Source organism: Sphingomonas flavalba, from assembly GCF_047553045.1.
Lineage (GTDB): Bacteria > Pseudomonadota > Alphaproteobacteria > Sphingomonadales > Sphingomonadaceae > Sphingomonas_L > Sphingomonas_L flavalba_A.
On the sequence record NZ_CP180208.1, the window covers coordinates 1,519,834 to 1,535,359 of the forward strand.

14 protein-coding genes and 1 tRNA gene are annotated in these 15,526 nt (G+C 64.8%); 4 read left to right on the plus strand and 11 right to left on the minus strand.

The genetic code is table 11. The features are described from left to right. The first annotated feature begins 6 nt into the window (after positions 1–6). On the plus strand, positions 7–765 hold the full coding sequence (locus ACMT1E_RS07325; RefSeq protein WP_414903103.1) for a metallophosphoesterase family protein: 759 nt from the start codon (positions 7–9) through the stop codon (positions 763–765). 18 nt (positions 766–783) lie between these two features. On the opposite strand, the gene ACMT1E_RS07330 is transcribed toward ACMT1E_RS07325, so the two are convergent. The 6 genes from ACMT1E_RS07330 to ACMT1E_RS07355 form a co-directional block, all read right to left on the minus strand. Next, the gene (locus ACMT1E_RS07330) at positions 784–1,560 is read right to left on the minus strand and encodes a copper resistance protein NlpE N-terminal domain-containing protein (RefSeq protein ID WP_414903104.1); all 777 of its coding nucleotides are present in this window, start codon (positions 1,558–1,560) and stop codon (positions 784–786) included. A 353-nt stretch (positions 1,561–1,913) separates the two neighbouring features. Then, positions 1,914–3,221 carry an amidohydrolase family protein gene (locus ACMT1E_RS07335; protein WP_414903105.1) on the minus strand — a complete coding sequence of 436 codons (1,308 nt, stop codon included), beginning with the start codon at positions 3,219–3,221 and terminating at the stop codon, positions 1,914–1,916. Positions 3,222–3,246: 25 nt separating this feature from the next. Next, the gene (locus tag ACMT1E_RS07340) at positions 3,247–5,061 is read right to left on the minus strand and encodes a DUF885 domain-containing protein (protein WP_414903106.1); all 1,815 of its coding nucleotides are present in this window, start codon (positions 5,059–5,061) and stop codon (positions 3,247–3,249) included. A gap of 63 nt (positions 5,062–5,124) precedes the next feature. Continuing rightward, positions 5,125–7,410, minus strand: coding sequence for a TonB-dependent receptor (locus ACMT1E_RS07345; RefSeq protein WP_414903107.1), 2,286 nt, complete (start codon positions 7,408–7,410; stop codon positions 5,125–5,127). A 107-nt stretch (positions 7,411–7,517) separates the two neighbouring features. Next, the gene (locus ACMT1E_RS07350) at positions 7,518–8,018 is read right to left on the minus strand and encodes a hypothetical protein (RefSeq protein ID WP_414903108.1); all 501 of its coding nucleotides are present in this window, start codon (positions 8,016–8,018) and stop codon (positions 7,518–7,520) included. Positions 8,019–8,139: 121 nt separating this feature from the next. Then, the gene (locus ACMT1E_RS07355) at positions 8,140–9,378 is read right to left on the minus strand and encodes an amidohydrolase family protein (protein ID WP_414903109.1); all 1,239 of its coding nucleotides are present in this window, start codon (positions 9,376–9,378) and stop codon (positions 8,140–8,142) included. A 298-nt stretch (positions 9,379–9,676) separates the two neighbouring features. Here ACMT1E_RS07355 and ACMT1E_RS07360 point away from each other — a divergent pair, with 298 nt between their 5' ends. After that, complete coding sequence (locus ACMT1E_RS07360; protein ID WP_414903111.1) at positions 9,677–11,500, plus strand: DUF885 domain-containing protein; 1,824 nt, start codon at positions 9,677–9,679, stop codon at positions 11,498–11,500. 266 nt (positions 11,501–11,766) lie between these two features. Further along, positions 11,767–12,138 (plus strand): PRC-barrel domain-containing protein, encoded by a 372-nt coding sequence (locus tag ACMT1E_RS07365; RefSeq protein WP_414903113.1) that lies wholly within the window; start codon positions 11,767–11,769, stop codon positions 12,136–12,138. 62 nt (positions 12,139–12,200) lie between these two features. Here ACMT1E_RS07365 and ACMT1E_RS07370 read toward each other — a convergent pair whose 3' ends face one another. The 4 genes from ACMT1E_RS07370 to cpdR form a co-directional block, all read right to left on the minus strand. Further along, positions 12,201–12,404: a hypothetical protein gene (locus ACMT1E_RS07370; protein ID WP_414903316.1), complete on the minus strand. Its 204-nt coding sequence runs from the start codon at positions 12,402–12,404 to the stop codon at positions 12,201–12,203. 87 nt (positions 12,405–12,491) lie between these two features. Further along, on the minus strand, positions 12,492–12,665 hold the full coding sequence (locus ACMT1E_RS07375) for a hypothetical protein (protein WP_414903115.1): 174 nt from the start codon (positions 12,663–12,665) through the stop codon (positions 12,492–12,494). Between the two features lie 363 nt (positions 12,666–13,028). After that, positions 13,029–13,103: transfer RNA gene (locus ACMT1E_RS07380), tRNA-Val, on the minus strand. Positions 13,104–13,175: 72 nt separating this feature from the next. Next, a complete protein-coding gene (gene cpdR, locus ACMT1E_RS07385; protein ID WP_414903116.1) occupies positions 13,176–13,553 on the minus strand; it encodes a cell cycle two-component system response regulator CpdR in 378 nt (125 codons plus the stop codon). A 124-nt stretch (positions 13,554–13,677) separates the two neighbouring features. Here cpdR and ACMT1E_RS07390 point away from each other — a divergent pair, with 124 nt between their 5' ends. After that, positions 13,678–14,517, plus strand: a complete 840-nt coding sequence (locus ACMT1E_RS07390; RefSeq protein ID WP_414903118.1) for an N-formylglutamate amidohydrolase — start codon at positions 13,678–13,680, stop codon at positions 14,515–14,517. Between the two features lie 220 nt (positions 14,518–14,737). On the opposite strand, the gene ACMT1E_RS07395 is transcribed toward ACMT1E_RS07390, so the two are convergent. Further along, entirely contained in the window at positions 14,738–15,514 is a 777-nt protein-coding gene (locus ACMT1E_RS07395; RefSeq protein WP_414903120.1) for a SapC family protein, read from the minus strand. Positions 15,515–15,526 lie beyond the last annotated feature (12 nt).

Here is a 15,526-nt window from a genome sequence, read left to right on the forward strand (position 1 = left end):
ACGAACATGGTGTTCAAACGCCTTTTGAAACGCATGGCCGAGCCGCAACCCGAATATGCGGTGCCGCCGGGCGAAAGGGTCTATGCGATCGGCGATATCCACGGCCGCCGCGACCTGCTCGACATTCTTCTCGACCGCATCGCCGATGACGAGCGCGCGCGCGGTCCCGCCGCGACAACACTGATCTTCCTTGGCGACCTGATCGATCGCGGACCGGATTCGGCTGGGGTCGTCGCCCGCGTCAAGCAGGTGGCCGCCGGGCCGATGCGGGTCAGGATGCTGCTCGGCAACCATGAGGAAGTGTTCCTGAAGGCGCTGGGCGGCGACCGGCAGGCGCTGCGTTTCCTTGTCCGCATCGGCGGCCGCAGCACGATCATCAGCTACGGCATCCCGCCGGCTGAATATGACGGGATGGATTTCGACACGCTTGGCACCCGCCTCGGCAAACAGGTGCCCGACGACGACATCGCGTTCCTGAAGGGGTTCGAGGACCAGATCCGCATCGGCGACTATCTGTTCGTCCACGCCGGCATCCGCCCGCGCGTCGCCCTGGACCAGCAGAGCGGCAGCGACCTGCGCTGGATCAGGGGCGATTTCCTCGACTATCGCGGCGACCATGGCTGCATGATCGTCCACGGCCACACGATCACCGATGCGGTTGACGAACAGCCGAACCGCATCGGCATCGATACCGGCGCCTTCGCCAGCGACCGGCTGACCGCGCTGGGGCTGGAAGGCCGCCAGCGCTGGTATCTGTCGACCTGACCCCCGCCGCTGCGCCAATCAGCGCAGGTAGACCGCCTCGAAACGCGCCAGCGGCGCCATCCGCGCCCGGTTGAGGGTCAGATGGTCGCCGTTCAACGAATAATTGTCGACGCTGCGCAGCACCTGGTGGAACGCGCTTTCGACATCCATGCCCTCTGTGCAGGCCATCATGGTCGACGCGACCTGACCGAAGCGGATGCGCGCCGTCGCCTCGTCCAGCTCGTAAGAACCGGAAAAGCCGTTGCAGCCGCCGAAGCCGTTCATCCGCGCGCCTTCCGCCTTCAGGATCAGATAAGGCTCGCGCTGGAGCGCCGGCACCGGCTGGCCGTTCAGTTCGACCAGCTTCCAATAGCGTTCGGTCACCCCTTCGCCGATCCTGCTCAACACGTAATTCTCCGCAAGGGCGCCGGTGATGCGTGATCCGTCCTGCGCCAGGCGGGTCAGCCGGTTCTCGCCGACGAAATAGCGTGACGGCTCCGCGCCGGCGAGCGTCACCGTGTTGCCGGCGTCGTTCCAGGTGAAGCGGCCTTCCTCGGAAAACAGTTGATCGCCCTTGCCAAGATATTTGGCCTGCGACCGGAACGTGCCGTCGGCCGACAGGATGACGACGGTTTCTATCCCCTGGCAATCGGCACAGGGCAGTACCCCCCGATAGGCCCCTGCCCAGTCGAGCGCGTTGCGGGCGCTGTGCGCCGGGTCCGGGTTGCCTGCCGTCGCGACATCCGTCGCCGGCGCGCAGCCGCCGACAGCCAGCGCCGCGACCACGGCAAGCATCAGTACTGGATTGGCCTTCATGCGTCGCTCCCTTCGCTCATGACCGGTGATTACCGGGTTCCGGCGGGTCGGCACATCCCCCATCGCCCCGGTCACACTTTCCGCCCGGTCAGCGATTGCCCGCTGCCCCGCCAAACGCGCCGATGCTCAATATGTTGCAGGAGAAGACCCACCGGCCCGCAAATGGCGAAGCGCACTCACAGACAGCATCAGCCGGTCCCAAACGCCTACCTTCCGCCACCGCACGAAAGCGATTGACGATGCGTCATGAACGCCACCGCAACCGCCGGACCGCCGCGCAGAACGGCGTCCGGCGTTAGCGGGCTGGGCCGCATCAGGCGGAACCGGCACCGGCAAGCCGCGCCGGGGCCTGCTCAGCGCGCGTCGTTGCGGACCACGGCACCGCTCTTCATCACGAAGCTGATCGTGCGCAGGGCGGAGATATCCGCCGTCGGGTCGCTGTCGACCGCGACGATGTCGGCATACTGGCCGGGCTGGATACGGCCGACTTCCTTGTCGATGCCGAGCATCCGGGCGGTCTGCGTCGTCGCCGCCTGCAATGCCTGCAGCGGCGTCATCCCGGCTTGCACATACAGTTCCGCTTCCGCCACCGTGGCGGTGGTGCCGCCATTGGGCTCGAACGGGAACTGATCGGTGCCAAGGGCAATATTGACGCCCAGTCGGATCGCCTTTTGCAGCATCGCCCAATGGTCCTTTCCGGTCGAATCGACACGGTCGAGATACCAGTCGGGAGACCCGATCTTCTTGTAGAACTCACGCGCGCCCGCCTGGCTGACGACGATGGTCGGCACCAGCCACACGCCCTTTGCCTTCATCTCCTTCAGGTTTTCGTCCGTCAGGTGATAGCCATGCTCGAAACAGTCGATACCCATGGCCAGCGACTGCTTCGCCGCAATCGGCGAGCCGTTATGGGCGCTGACCTTGATGCCGTTGCGATGCGCCACCTCGATCAGCGTCGACAGTTCCGCGTCGGTCATCGGCGCGGCGGCTATGCTGCCATGCGTATCGGCGATGCCGCCGGAAATCGCGATCTTGATCCAGTCCGCGCCCTGCTTGATCTGCGCCCGGACCGCATGCGCCAGCGCGTAGGGGCCATCGGCCTCCAGAAAGCCATGGCCGCCGGTCGGCACGATGATCTCGCCCGCCGTCTTGATGCGCGGGCCGATGATCTCGCCTTTTTCGATCGCCCGGCGCACCGCGAAATCGACACCGTGTTCTTCGCCGATAAGCCGCACGGTGGTCACGCCGGACAACAGCGACCGGCGGGCATTGGACGCCATGCGCAGCGCCATTTGCGGATCGGTTTCGTTCGCCAGCGCCGCGCCTTCCGCCCCCGGCAGTTTCAGGCCGAAGTGGACGTGCATGTTCATCAGGCCCGGAATCAACCATTTGCCGCCCATCGAAATGGTATCGGCATCGGCAGGAATGGCGGTGCTTCCCGCCGGCCCGACCGCGACGATCCGGCCACCGGTGATCACCACCACGGCGTTTCTGATCGGCGCGCCACCGTCGATCGCGACGACATTCGCGTCGGTCAGCACCACCGTCCTGTCGCTGTGCCGGGCCGCAATCGGCGCGGCGCTCGGCAGCGCGGAAGCCGCGCTCGCCACGGCCGCCATCGCCAGCCCCAGAATGAATTGCCGCCGTTGCCCCGTCATCATGTTCACAGCTCCCGCCCAGATATGGTCATGCCGCCGCCCATTGCGCGACGGCCTTTTCCAGCACGGCCATCGGCATCGGGCCGGAGGTAAGGATGAAATCATGGAACCGGCGCACGTCGAAGCGCGCCCCCATCGTCGCGCGCGCCGCTTCCCGCGCCGCCGCGATCCGCGTGGCCCCGACCTTGAAGCTGCACGCCTGCCCCGGATAGACGGCATATCGGGTCACTTCCCGGTCGGTCGCCAGCGGCTGTTCCCCGGCATTGTCGACCATCCAGGCGATCGCCTGCTCTCTGGTCCAGCGTTCGTGGTGGATACCGGTGTCGACGACGATCCGCGCGGCGCGGAACAGCTGCGACTGAAGCTCGCCGATCCGGCCGAACGCGTCGCCTTCGAACATGCCCAGTTCCGCCGCGACCTGCTCCGCGTATAGCGCATAGCCTTCGGTGTAGGCGGAGAAACGGACGACCCGCCGGAACAGCGGCAGGGCCGGCGCGCGGGCCAGAACGCTATACTGGAAATGATGACCGGGCACGGCTTCATGATGGGTCAGCGTCGCCAGCCGCCAGGTCGCATGTTCCGCTGGGTCGCGCAGGTTGAGCGAATATTGCCCCGGCTGGCCGGGCGCGCCGCCGCTGTAGAACGCGCCGGGCGCGCCCGCCTCGATCGCGGGCGCCACCCGACGAACGACGATCGGGTCCATTTCAACGATGCCGAAGGCCTGCGGCAGGCGCGCGGTGATCGCCGCGATATGCGCTTCCGCCAGCGCGAGCAGCTTCGCTCGTCCCGCGTCATCGTTGCTGACGGTGAAGCGCGGGTCCTTGTTCAGCGCGCCGATACGGGCGCCGACGCTGCCCTGCGACAGCCCCTGCCCCTTCAGCAACGTGTCGATCTGCGCAATCAGCGCCCGGCATTGTTCCAGCCCAAGCTGATGCAGGTCGCCCGGCGCGATGGCGACGGTGGTGTTCGACCGGACCGCGGCGGCATAATAGGCGTCGCCGTCCGGCAGACGCCACACCCCGGCGATATCGACGGCGCGCGGCGCCACCGCCTCAAGCGCCGCGATCTGCCGGTCAAGCGCGGGGGCAATACGACCCCGGAAAATCCGTTCGGCGCGGGCGCCATCGCCCTGCCGCCCCAGCGCCGCCATCTTTGCCAGCGCCGGAGCGATCAGCGCCGATTCCAGCGGTGGCCGGTCGCGCAGCCCGATGATCTGCGCGATGGTTTTGGCGATGACGAAATCGGGAGGAATGACGCCTAGCCCCGCGTCGTGGCGGATGCGGTCGCTTTCCTGATCGATCACCGTCGCCAGTGACGCCAGCCGCGCGAACCATGCGTCCACGTCCGCCGCGTCCGCGATCGGGTGGCGGCCGCCGATGAATTCGGGCAGCCAGTAATAGGCGCCGTTCATCTGGCTGACGACATAGGGGCTGGGCCGCAGGTTTATGTCGACATAACCATAGCGGCCAAGCAGATCGTCGAGCGTTTCGTAAACATAAAGCGCAACGTCACGGTCCAGCGCCGCGCGGCCGGACAGGTTCGCCGGCGCGATAGCGCGCAAGTCGGCCAATGCCTGGCGCACCGCCGCATGCTCTGCCGCGCGTGCATCGAGCGACCGATCATCAAGCGCCGCCCGCAGGCCGGCATGGACGCCGGTATCGAAATCGCTGCGCGTCGCCTCTTCGGGCGAACGCCGCATCAGCCCTTCGGCCAGCGCCTGAAGCAGCGCCTCCAGCGCCTGATCGCCGCTGGCCGGGGAAGACCGCCCCAGCACCGGTCCCGCCGCCGCCAACGCCACCCCCGATGCGGCGGCACCCAGCAGAAGACGGCGATCGATCAGCACGGGAAACTCCGTAGAAAACAACGCGGGCGGCGATCTTGCATTCGCCGCCCGCGCCTGAACACCCTAGAACTTGTAACCGACGGAGGCGCCGAAGGAACGATAGGACGGCTCCACCTGTACGCCGCTGTAGAACGCCTTTTCATACGCATTGGCGTAATAATGCGCGTTGAACAGGTTTTCCGCATACACCACCGCACGGAACCGGTCGTTCTCGATGCCGAAACGCAGGTTGACCGTGTGGTAGCTCGGGCTGAGGAACGGCTCTCCATCCACCGCCTTGTACAGGTAATAATACGGGTTGGAGATCATCTTCGACCGGTAATTCCACTCGGCGCGGGCGAAAGCGTCGAAATCCCCGACCGGCACGGTGTACTGCGTCTGTGCGCCGAGCGTCCATTTCGGCGCGGTCGTCAGCTTCTGGCCGCTAAGGTCGAGAACGACGCCGTCGATCAGCGCGTTCGGGTAATCCTTGTACTTCGACTTGTTGAAACCGAGTTGGCCGCCCAGCTTCCACTGGTTGGTGATCCGCGCGTCGAAGCTTGCCTCGACACCATAGCTTTCGGCGGACGCCGCGTTGGCGATGCCGCTCACCCCGCGCAACAGCCCGGTCACCGGATCGATGAACTGGAAACGGATGGTCTGCTGAACATCCTTCCAGTCCATGTAGAAGCCGGTGACGTCGACGCGGACACGCGAATTGAACAGGTCGAACTTGGTACCAAGCTCGTAGTTCCACAGCGTTTCCGGCTCGAATTCGTTACGCAGCTGCGTGGCGTTGACCGTCTGGGTTCCGCCGGATTTGAAGCCGCGGGATGCGGTGGCGAAGATCATCCAGTCGCGCTGCGGCTTGTAGGTCAGCGTGAACTTCGGCGAGATATCCTCGAACGCCGCGCTACGGTCGTTGTTTCCGGTCACCGTGCCGTTGGACCGCGTCTGCGACAGGTTGGTGACCTTTTCCCACGAATAGCGGACGCCGGCGGTGGCTGCGAATTGCTCGGAGAAGTTCAGCGTGCCCTGGGCGAACAGCGCGAAATAACGCGATGTACTGTCGCCATCGGCGCCGGTCACTTCCAGACCGGAACAGTTGCCGACCGTGCCCGCCGGGCACAGCGGGCTGTCGGCGCCGTGATAGGTCGACTGGTCGCTGACGCCGCTGTCCTTGCCCAGCGACGTGCCGATGCTCCAGTCGAGCAGGTTCGACCCGTTCGACTGCAGGCGCAGTTCGCCGCTGGTCGACTTCCGGGTCAGGCGCAGGTCCTCGTAGAAGAAATCGCGGCTGCCGCCGTCGACGTCACCATAGTTGAACACGTCGGATTTCAGGTGGCCGAACACGCCGGTCAGCGATGCCAGGCCGAAATCCCACACCGCCCGCGTGCTGATGTAGCTGAACTTGCTGCCAACGCGCTGCGGCCGGTCGAAATTCACCTTGTTGTCGTTCTCCGGGAAGAAGCCCACGCCGTCGGGATCGCCGACAAGGCCCGCCGACAGGCCGTAGTAGACCGACGCCCAGGTCCGCGTGACAAAGCCGGTCGGCACGCCGTTGCGCATGCCCAGCCGTTCGTTCGAATAGCTGTAGGCGACATCCCAGGTCAGGTTGTCGAGCGGGGTCAGCCGCGCCTGAATCCGTCCGGTGTAATACTTGCTGTTATTGCCTCCGCCGATCGGGTTGATGTTCTTGATGTAGCCGTCGGACTCTTCATACTGGCCGGACGCGCGCACCGCGAGCAGCCCGTCGACGATCGGCACGTTGATGACGCCCTGCGCCCGTTTCGTGCCGTAGCTGGCATAGCCGACTTCGGCTTCACCCTCGAAATGATTCACCGGCTTCTTGGTCACGACGTTGATCGCGCCGCCAACCGCGTTGCGGCCGAAATAGGTACCCTGCGGCCCACGAAGCACTTCGATGCGCTCAAGGTCGACGATCTGCGGGTTGCTTGTGCCGGCCGCGACGTTGAATTCGTCGATGTAGAAGGCATAGCTCGACTGGCGGACATCCGCATACGGGTTGAGCTGGTTCGAAATGCCACGGATCGCGAGATCCTTGCGGTCGCGCGAACCGTTGCTCTGGAAGCTGACGTTCGGCGTCAGCGCGAAATAGTCCTCGACGCCCTGGACGTTCTGGTCCTTCAGGGTCTGCGACGTGACGGCGGTGATCGCGATCGGCACGTTCTGAATCGATTCGGTGCGGCGCTGCGCGGTGACGACGATGTCACTGCTCATATCCTGCTCCGCGGCCCCCGCTGGCGCCTGCGCCCATGCCGGGCCGGAAATCAGCGCGGCGGCAATCGCGACCGGCGCGGCGCACGCGGACAGGGCGCGCGGGAGAATGCGAGGCAGAAAATAGCTCATTGAACGACCTACCCTTGAAAGAGCAGCGGCTTACTGACCGCCGGCTTTATTTTGGAAACAGCACCATGCGCCGCCCGGTTCGGCAGCGCTTTTCCGGCTTCAGCCGGTCAATCGACCCAGCACTGCGGATCAATCGGTCCCTTAGATGCGTCGAGCGGCGCACGAACCAGAACGATCGAGGAAATCATCCCGTCACGCAGCGTTGCGTGCCCCGCGGCGAGCGAACAGGCAGCCTTGCCGTCACGGCGCGAACGGATAACGTGATAATTGTAGATCACGCCGTCCTTCTCGAACACTTCCTTGAACGGCACGACGATCTCGACTTCACCGCCGCCGGCCTGGATCTTCTGGAAATGCGTCGCCCATTCGCCCACGCCGTTGATCACGGTGCGGCCTTCCAGGGTCAGCGTCGCGTCCGGCGTGAAGAATTTGGAGAAGTTTTCCGGCGTGTAGGCGCCGGGCGTCTTGAATGCCTGGTTCCACCAGATGAACATCTTCGACAGCATGTCGGTCGCCGGCTTTTCCGCCGCGGCGGCCGGTGCGGCAACGGTCAGCAACGTCGCAGCCAGAGATGCCGTGATACGGCCAATGAGCCTGCTCTTCGTCATTCGTTATCCCCTTGCTTATTGCCTCTTGGCGCGACCCGCCGGGCGTTGGGAAAAGGTTTCCGCCAGTCCCACTGTTATTGCAATGACACCATATCGGCAGAATCGTTGCGCTCAGCGCAAACTACTCGGCGGGCGCAACGATGACTTTGCCGCCCTTCATGACCAGGCTGATCGTGCGCAGCGCACGGATATCCGCCGTTGGATCGCCATCGACCGCAACGATGTCGGCAAGATAACCGGGGCGCAACGCACCGACCTGCTTGTCGACACCCAGCATCCGCGCCGGCTCGATCGTTGCCGCCCGCAACGCCTGAAGCGGCGTCATCCCCGCTTCGGCATAGAGTTCCGCTTCCCGGATCGTCGCGGTCGTGCCTTCGTTCGGTTCCCAAGGATACTGGTCGCTGCCCAGCGCGATCGGCGTGCCGATCCGGATCGCGTTCTGAAGCATGGCCCAATGGCCCTTTCCGACGGAATCGACGCGGTCGAGATACCAGTCGGGCGACCCGATCTTCTGGTAGAATGCGCGCGCGCCCTTCTGACTGACCACGATCGTCGGGACGAGCCAGATTCCCTTTTCCTTCATGCGGGTGAGGACCGGGGGAGTCAGGAAGTAGCCGTGCTCGAAACCGTCGATACCGGCGTCGATCGCCGTGGCTGCGGCTATCGGCGACCCGTTATGCCCCATCACCTTGACACCGTTGCGATGCGCGACCTCGATCGCCGTCTTCAACTCGTCATCGGTGAAGGGCGAACCGGCGATATCGCCGTGGGTGTCGGATATGCCGCCGGAAATGCCAAGCTTGATCCAGGTCGCCCCGCGCTTGATCTGCTCGCGAACCGCCTGAGAGAATTCGGCGGCGCCATTCACTTCGGTCGAGCCATGCCCGCCGGTCGCGACGATCGACGAACCGGCGGTGTGAATGCGCGGGCCATCGAAAACGCCGCTGTCGATCATCTTCTTGACGGTGAAATCGATCCCGTCCTGCGCGCCGGTCAGGCGGATGGTGGTCACGCCGGAGCGGAGCGACTTCTGCGCATTATCGAGCATGCGCAGCGCAATCGATTCCCGGCTCTCATTATAGACGCGCGTGGCGCCCGGCAGGTTGAGCGCCAGGTGGACGTGCATGTTCATCAGCCCCGGAATCAGCCATTTGCCGTTGAGGGGGATGACCCGCGCACCGGAAGGAACCGGCGTCGATGCCGCCGGGCCGATCGCCTTGATCGTTTCGCCGTCGATGACGACCACGGCGTCGCGCACCGGCGCCTTGCCCTCGATATCGACGACATTGGCGCCGGTCAGCGCCAGCAGTTCCGCCTGAGCCGGCGCCGTCAGCAACAGCGCCGCCGCCAGGGCCGTCATGCAAACCATCCTCATCACGCACCCCTCTCCGAACGTGGGATGGACCGGTACCGCCGGCCATCTCGCCACCAATGGCTGAAGCATGCGGGATACAGGCGTGCGTTCAATGCAGGGAAACGGCCAAATTTGTTGCGGCTAGCGCAACACCACTGCGCCCACGGTACTTTTCCCAGATATAATCTTAAAATTCAGTGCCGTAACCGCCAGAGCACCGAACACCCATAGTGCTTGCCGATGCCGCCCGGATTTGCATTCTGTCGCGGTCGGCTCGCCGGTCGATCCGCTTCGGGGAATCCACATGCACGCATCCACCCAATTCCTGCATTCGCGCCGCCATGCCCTGATGCTGCTTGGCAGCAGCGCGCTCAGCCTGGCCCTCCCCGCCCCCGCATTTGCCGCAGCGGACTCCCCGGCGGTGCGGCTGCGGGCGCTACTGGACCTGAGCGAGGCGGCCGACGCCCGGCTCGATCCGCTGTCGGCGGCCCGGCAGGCCGAAGCCGCCGCCCCCGCCTTCGTCGATCCGCTCAGCGACGGTTATGTCGCCGCCCTGAAAGCGAACAAGCAGGCGGAATGGCAGGCGCTGCAGGCGATTGATCGCTCCGCGCTGCCGCCGGTCGAACGCATCGCCTATGACGTGTTCCGCTACCAGATCCGTCAAACATTGACGCTTTTTGAAACCGGCCTTTTCGACGTTCAGCGCATGGCGCCGTTCGATCCGTCTTTCGGGTTACAGGTTGAATTCCCTGATTTCGTGTCTGGCGGGCCGGCGCCCTTCGCCACCGTCGCGGACTATGAGCGCGGCCTGGAACGCCTCGACGGCTTTGCCGGCTATCTGGAAAATGCGGTGGCGCAAGCCCGGCGCGGGCTTGCCGAGGGGTATCGCCAGCCGCGCATCGTGATCGAGAACCTGTTGCGGCAGGTCGACGCGGTCCTCGCCATCCCGGTTGAAAAAAGTGCGTTCTGGTCGGCGATTGACCGCCTTCCAGACAGTTTCGGCGCGGCGGACCGCGACCGGCTGCGCGCGGCGTATAAAGCGCGCATCACCGATCGGGTCTACCCCGGCTACCGTCTTTGGCAGCGTTTCCTGAAAGACAGTTACCTGCCCGTCGCGACGCCGGAACCGGGCCGGTGGGCAATGAAGGACGGTGAGCGGCTCTATGCGTGGGAACTTGCCCGCCACACGACGACGACCCGCGGGGCGGACGATATCCATGCGCTTGGGCTGAGCGAGGTGGCGCGCATCCGGCAGGAGATGGAGTCCGTTCGCATGAAGGTCGGCTTTTCAAGCGATCTCAAGGCTTTCTTCGAACATGTTCGCACCGATCCCAAATTCTACTGCAAGACGCCGGATGAACTGCTTGGCCGTTTCAAGGCGATCGAGGCGCGGATATGGCCGGGCATTTCCCGGCTGTTCCACGATCGACCGAAGGCGCCGTTCACGGTGCAGCCGCTGCCCGCCCTCGGCGACCAGCGCGGCACCGGTTATTACCGCCCCGGCCCGCCCGACGGAAAATCGCCCGGCATTCTGTTCTTCAACATGTCGATGCTCGACACCCGGCCGATCCCGACGCTGGAGACATTGACCCTCCACGAAGGCATTCCCGGTCACCATTTCCAGATCACCCTCGCGCGCGAGAACGCGGCGCTGCCCCCCTTGCTGCGCTTCGGTTCGGCAACGGCGTTCACCGAAGGCTGGGGCCTCTACGCCGAATCGCTTGGACCAGAACTGGGCATGTTCAGCGACCCGATGCAGCTTTTCGGCCATCTGGACATGGAAATGCTGCGCGCGGTGCGTCTGGTCGTCGACACCGGCATTCACGCCAAGCGATGGGACCGCGATCAGGCGATCGCCTTCATGCTCGACAACACCTCGATGGCCAGGCGCGACGTGGAGGTCGAGATCGATCGCTACATCGCCTATCCGGGCCAGGCGTGCGCCTACAAGATCGGCGAGCTGAAATTCCGCGAGCTTCGCGCGCGCAGCGCCAGCGCACTTGGACCACGCTTCGACCCGCGCGACTATCACGATCAGACGCTCGGCACGGGCGCCCTGCCAATGGACGTGCTCGAAGCGAAAATCGATGCATGGATAGCGGCGGGCGGCGGGCGGCAATCGACGTAACGCCCCCGCCCGCCCCTTCGCGACGCACGCGGCATGACGGCGCGGAAATACTCGTCGTTGCACGCTGGCATGATGGGCGTCCGATCCATCTCAAAGCGATGCCGGCGCCCCTGAATCCGGTCGCCCGCGCGGGTCGTCTTCTGGCGCAAAAGGGCGCGAGAAGCGACCGTTCGTGGCGCCGTGCAATTGCATTCGTCCTGCGAAACGACAGGAACAGTTCGTGCACGCGACCCGTTGGTGGTCATCCTCCACATAAGGAATCTGCCATGAACACCGCACAAAATGCCACCGAACGCGATGAAACGGGCAACCTCATCTCATCGAGCAAGGTCGAAGGGACCAAAGTCTATAACACCGCGCGTGAGCATCTCGGCTCAATCCATCATTTCATGGTCGGCAAGCGCAGCGGAAAGGTCGAATATGCCGTCATGAGTTTCGGCGGCTTTCTCGGCATGGGTGAAAGCTACCACCCACTTCCGTGGGATGTCTTGTCGTACGACACCGATCAAAACGGCTATGTCGTTGATATCGACAAGGATCGCCTGAAAGGCGCCCCGCATTATGGCGTTAACGAGGAACCCGCCTACGATCGCGCCTACGGCAGGAGCGTCTATGACTATTACGGGATCTCGTATTAAATCGAGGCCCCTGCCCGCCAGAAAAGGGTCGGCCGCAGGGCCGGCTCTTTTCGTTTCGGTATCTAGTCGTCCGCCTTCCGGCCCATCGTCCAATTGGCTTTCATCCGCACGATCGGATTCGGCGCGCACCAGATTTCGCCCGTCTCGGTAATCGCGGTCACCCAGATCAGGTCGTGCTCTTCACCATAATCGATGACGCCGAGCGCACGTCCATCGCCCTTGCCTTTGACGTGGAGCGGGATGGATGGATGGAGCTGGGTGAACATGAGCATGACCTCGCAATCGGGGCCGGAACAAACGCTGCTAATGGCCTATGGTTTCGCCGAATTGTCCGCCCGGTAACGCGGGGACGCCTACTCGCTGTCCTGCACCGGCTCAGTTGCGTGTGCGGTCTTGCCCAGCACCGCCATATAGCGGGCCGCGAAATCAAAATAGATTTTGGCGACCTCCGGCGATGAAGCGGTCCGCCCCTTCGCAATGCACTCGGCGTGACGGCGTTTGAAATATTCATAATCGGGGGCTGACATAGCGAGCCTCCTGCATAAAGCGGCGGCTCTCCGGTTACCGTCGGCCAACGCTGTGCTCATGCCAGGGGCGTCGGTTGGCCAAGGCTGCGCTTCCCGGCGGAGAGAGTCAAACCCCACCGGCATTGCGAAAATCACGCCGGGCGGGATTTATGCCACCCCGCCGCCGTCGCCCGCACCCAAACACCATGCCTGGTTCCATAACGGTTTGCCTCGCCGGGTGGCCGGGCCTTCACCGCCCGCCAGGTTCATCTGGCGCTCAAGCATCGGCGCGCAAGCGTCCAAAAGCCTTGCAAAGCGCCTGCGACACCCTTGCGGCAACCCCACAAAAAACCCCGCCATCCCATTGGGAAAGCGGGGTTTTAATGGTGGGCGTGGCAAGGATTGAACTTGCGACCCCTGCGATGTCAACACAGTGCTCTACCACTGAGCTACACGCCCGTCGGAGGCGGGCTTTAGCCGGGCGTCCCCGCCCGTGCAAGCACCGAATGCGTCGTCGGCCGACGGTGCCGCTCAACTATGGCCGGACAGACTGCCGATATCGAACATCCGGTCGATCTCGGTCACCAGATCGCGCAGGTGGAACGGCTTCGACAGCACCTTGGCCTGCGGCACCGCCTTGCCGGCGCGCAGCGTCACCGCCGCGAAACCGGTGATGAACATCACCCGCATCCCCGGTGCCTGCTGGCCGGCGCGCTGGGCCAGTTCGATTCCGTCCATTTCGGGCATGACGATGTCGGTCAGCAGCAGATCGAACGCATTGGGCGCCAGCAGTGGGAGAGCGGCGGTGCCGCGATCGACGGCGGTCACCGCATAGCCGGCCTTTTCCAGCGCCCGCGTCAGATACTGGCGCATCACGTCGTCGTCTTCGGCCAGCAGGATCCGGATCATCGAAACCCTCATCATCGTTGGCGCCGAAAGCCGGTCGCTGACGCGCTCTTATGCGCCTGCCTCTTAATAATTTCCAGCTTCGCGCGGGATTGATCGCATCGGCAGATCGCGCCAAGGTCCGCCCGTGTTCGACTTTCTCGCGCCGAGCGGGCCGGCGGTTCCGGTCATCCTGTCCGTGCCCCATGCCGGCCGCTGCTACCCGGCCGACACCGCCCGGCTGGCCCGGGTGCCCGCCGACCGGCTGATCGCGCTGGAGGACCGGCATGTCGACCTGCTCGCCGCCCACGCGCCGGCGGCCGGGGCGGCAACTCTGGTTGCGCGCACGCCGCGCGCATGGATCGACCTCAACCGCTCCGAACAGGATGTCGACCCGGCGATGATCGATCCGCCGATCGCCTTCGGCCGCGCGCCGTCAGCCAAAGTGCGCGGCGGGCTGGGGCTGGTGCCGCGCCGCCTCGCCGGCGTCGGTGACCTTTGGCGGGCGCCGCTTGCCCGCGCATCGCTCGACGCGCGCATCCAGGGCGTCCACCGCCCCTATCACGCGGCGCTCGCCACCGCGATCGCCGATGCCCATACCCGATTCGGCATCGCGGTGCTGCTCGACCTGCACTCGATGCCGCCGCTTGGCGGAGCGCAGCCGCCGACGCTGGTGCTGGGCGACCGATTCGGGTTGACCGCCGGCAGCCGTTTCACCGCCCGCCTGCGCGGAGAGGCGGAAGCGGCCGGGCTGCGGGTTGCGCTCAATGCGCCCTATCAGGGCGGGCACATCCTGGAGCGGCACGGCGCGCCCGGCCGTGGCATCCACGCGATTCAGGTCGAGGTCGACCGCGCGCTCTACCTCGGCAAAAGCCTGCGCACGCCCGATTCCGCCGGGGTGGCGCGGCTGGCACGGTTCATCGCCACCTGCGTCAGCGCGCTGGCGGAAGAGGCCCTGGGCGGGACGATGCCGATCGCCGCCGAATAGACCCCAGAAAAAAGCCACCCCATGCAATGCACGGAGTGGCCAAGGTTCAGGGAGGAAGCACATCCAAGGATGTGCCAACCCGCAGGAAGTGAAAGGGGGGAAAACACCTCCACGGGCCAACAAGATATGGAACGCGGCCGAGTGGATTTCAAGCCGCAACCAAAATTATTTGAACCGCAATGGGGCGAGCCGCGCCACGGCCCCGCCCGCGTCCCGCCGGCTACGCCGCCGACGTACCCATCATCTCCGGCAACCGGCCCATGCGGACCTGGCGGCCGAATACGTCACTGACCAGCCCAAGGGAGAACAGATGCGCGTAGAGTAGCGGCAGCATGCCGTTCTGCGACCATTTGCGCAGTTGATCGCCGCGCATGTCCTTCAGCTTATCCTGGTCGACCATGCGGAAACCACGATAGACGAACGGCTGCTCCTGCTCCGGCTGCTCGATCTTGACCTCGCCGTCCATCAACAGGCCGGATTCGTTCAGTTCGGCCATGAACGCATTGGTCTGCGCCGCCGCCTGCTCGAATCCCTCGCAGAACTGCAGGATCGACTTGGTCGCGTCGCTGGGCTGGCCGTCGACGAAAAGCGGCTCACCTTCCTCGCCCGGCCCGACGGCATTGCTGGTCGGATCGAAACACAGCGACAGTTCGTCGGTGTCAGGGCGCAGCCGCGCCAGCATGAACGGATAACGGCGGATATAGGCCGGGACATAGGCCTCTCGGCTCATCCGGCCGTCTTCGCCGATCATCGTGTTCATGCCCGCGTTCAGCGCCATCAGCGCCAGCGGCACCGAATTCTCGCCGGACGAGAAGACGATCGGGAAGGAACGCTGACACGGAATGAATTCCTCGACCGCGATCGGCACGGCATGCTCGATCGCCAGGAACGGCAGCGCGTCGGTCGGGCGGGTACGCCAGTCGGCATGGTCGTTGCTCGAAAGCGGCACCAGATCCTTGTAGAAAAGCGGCAGGTTCGCCGGCGGCTGGCTGGCCATGTTCAATTCTCT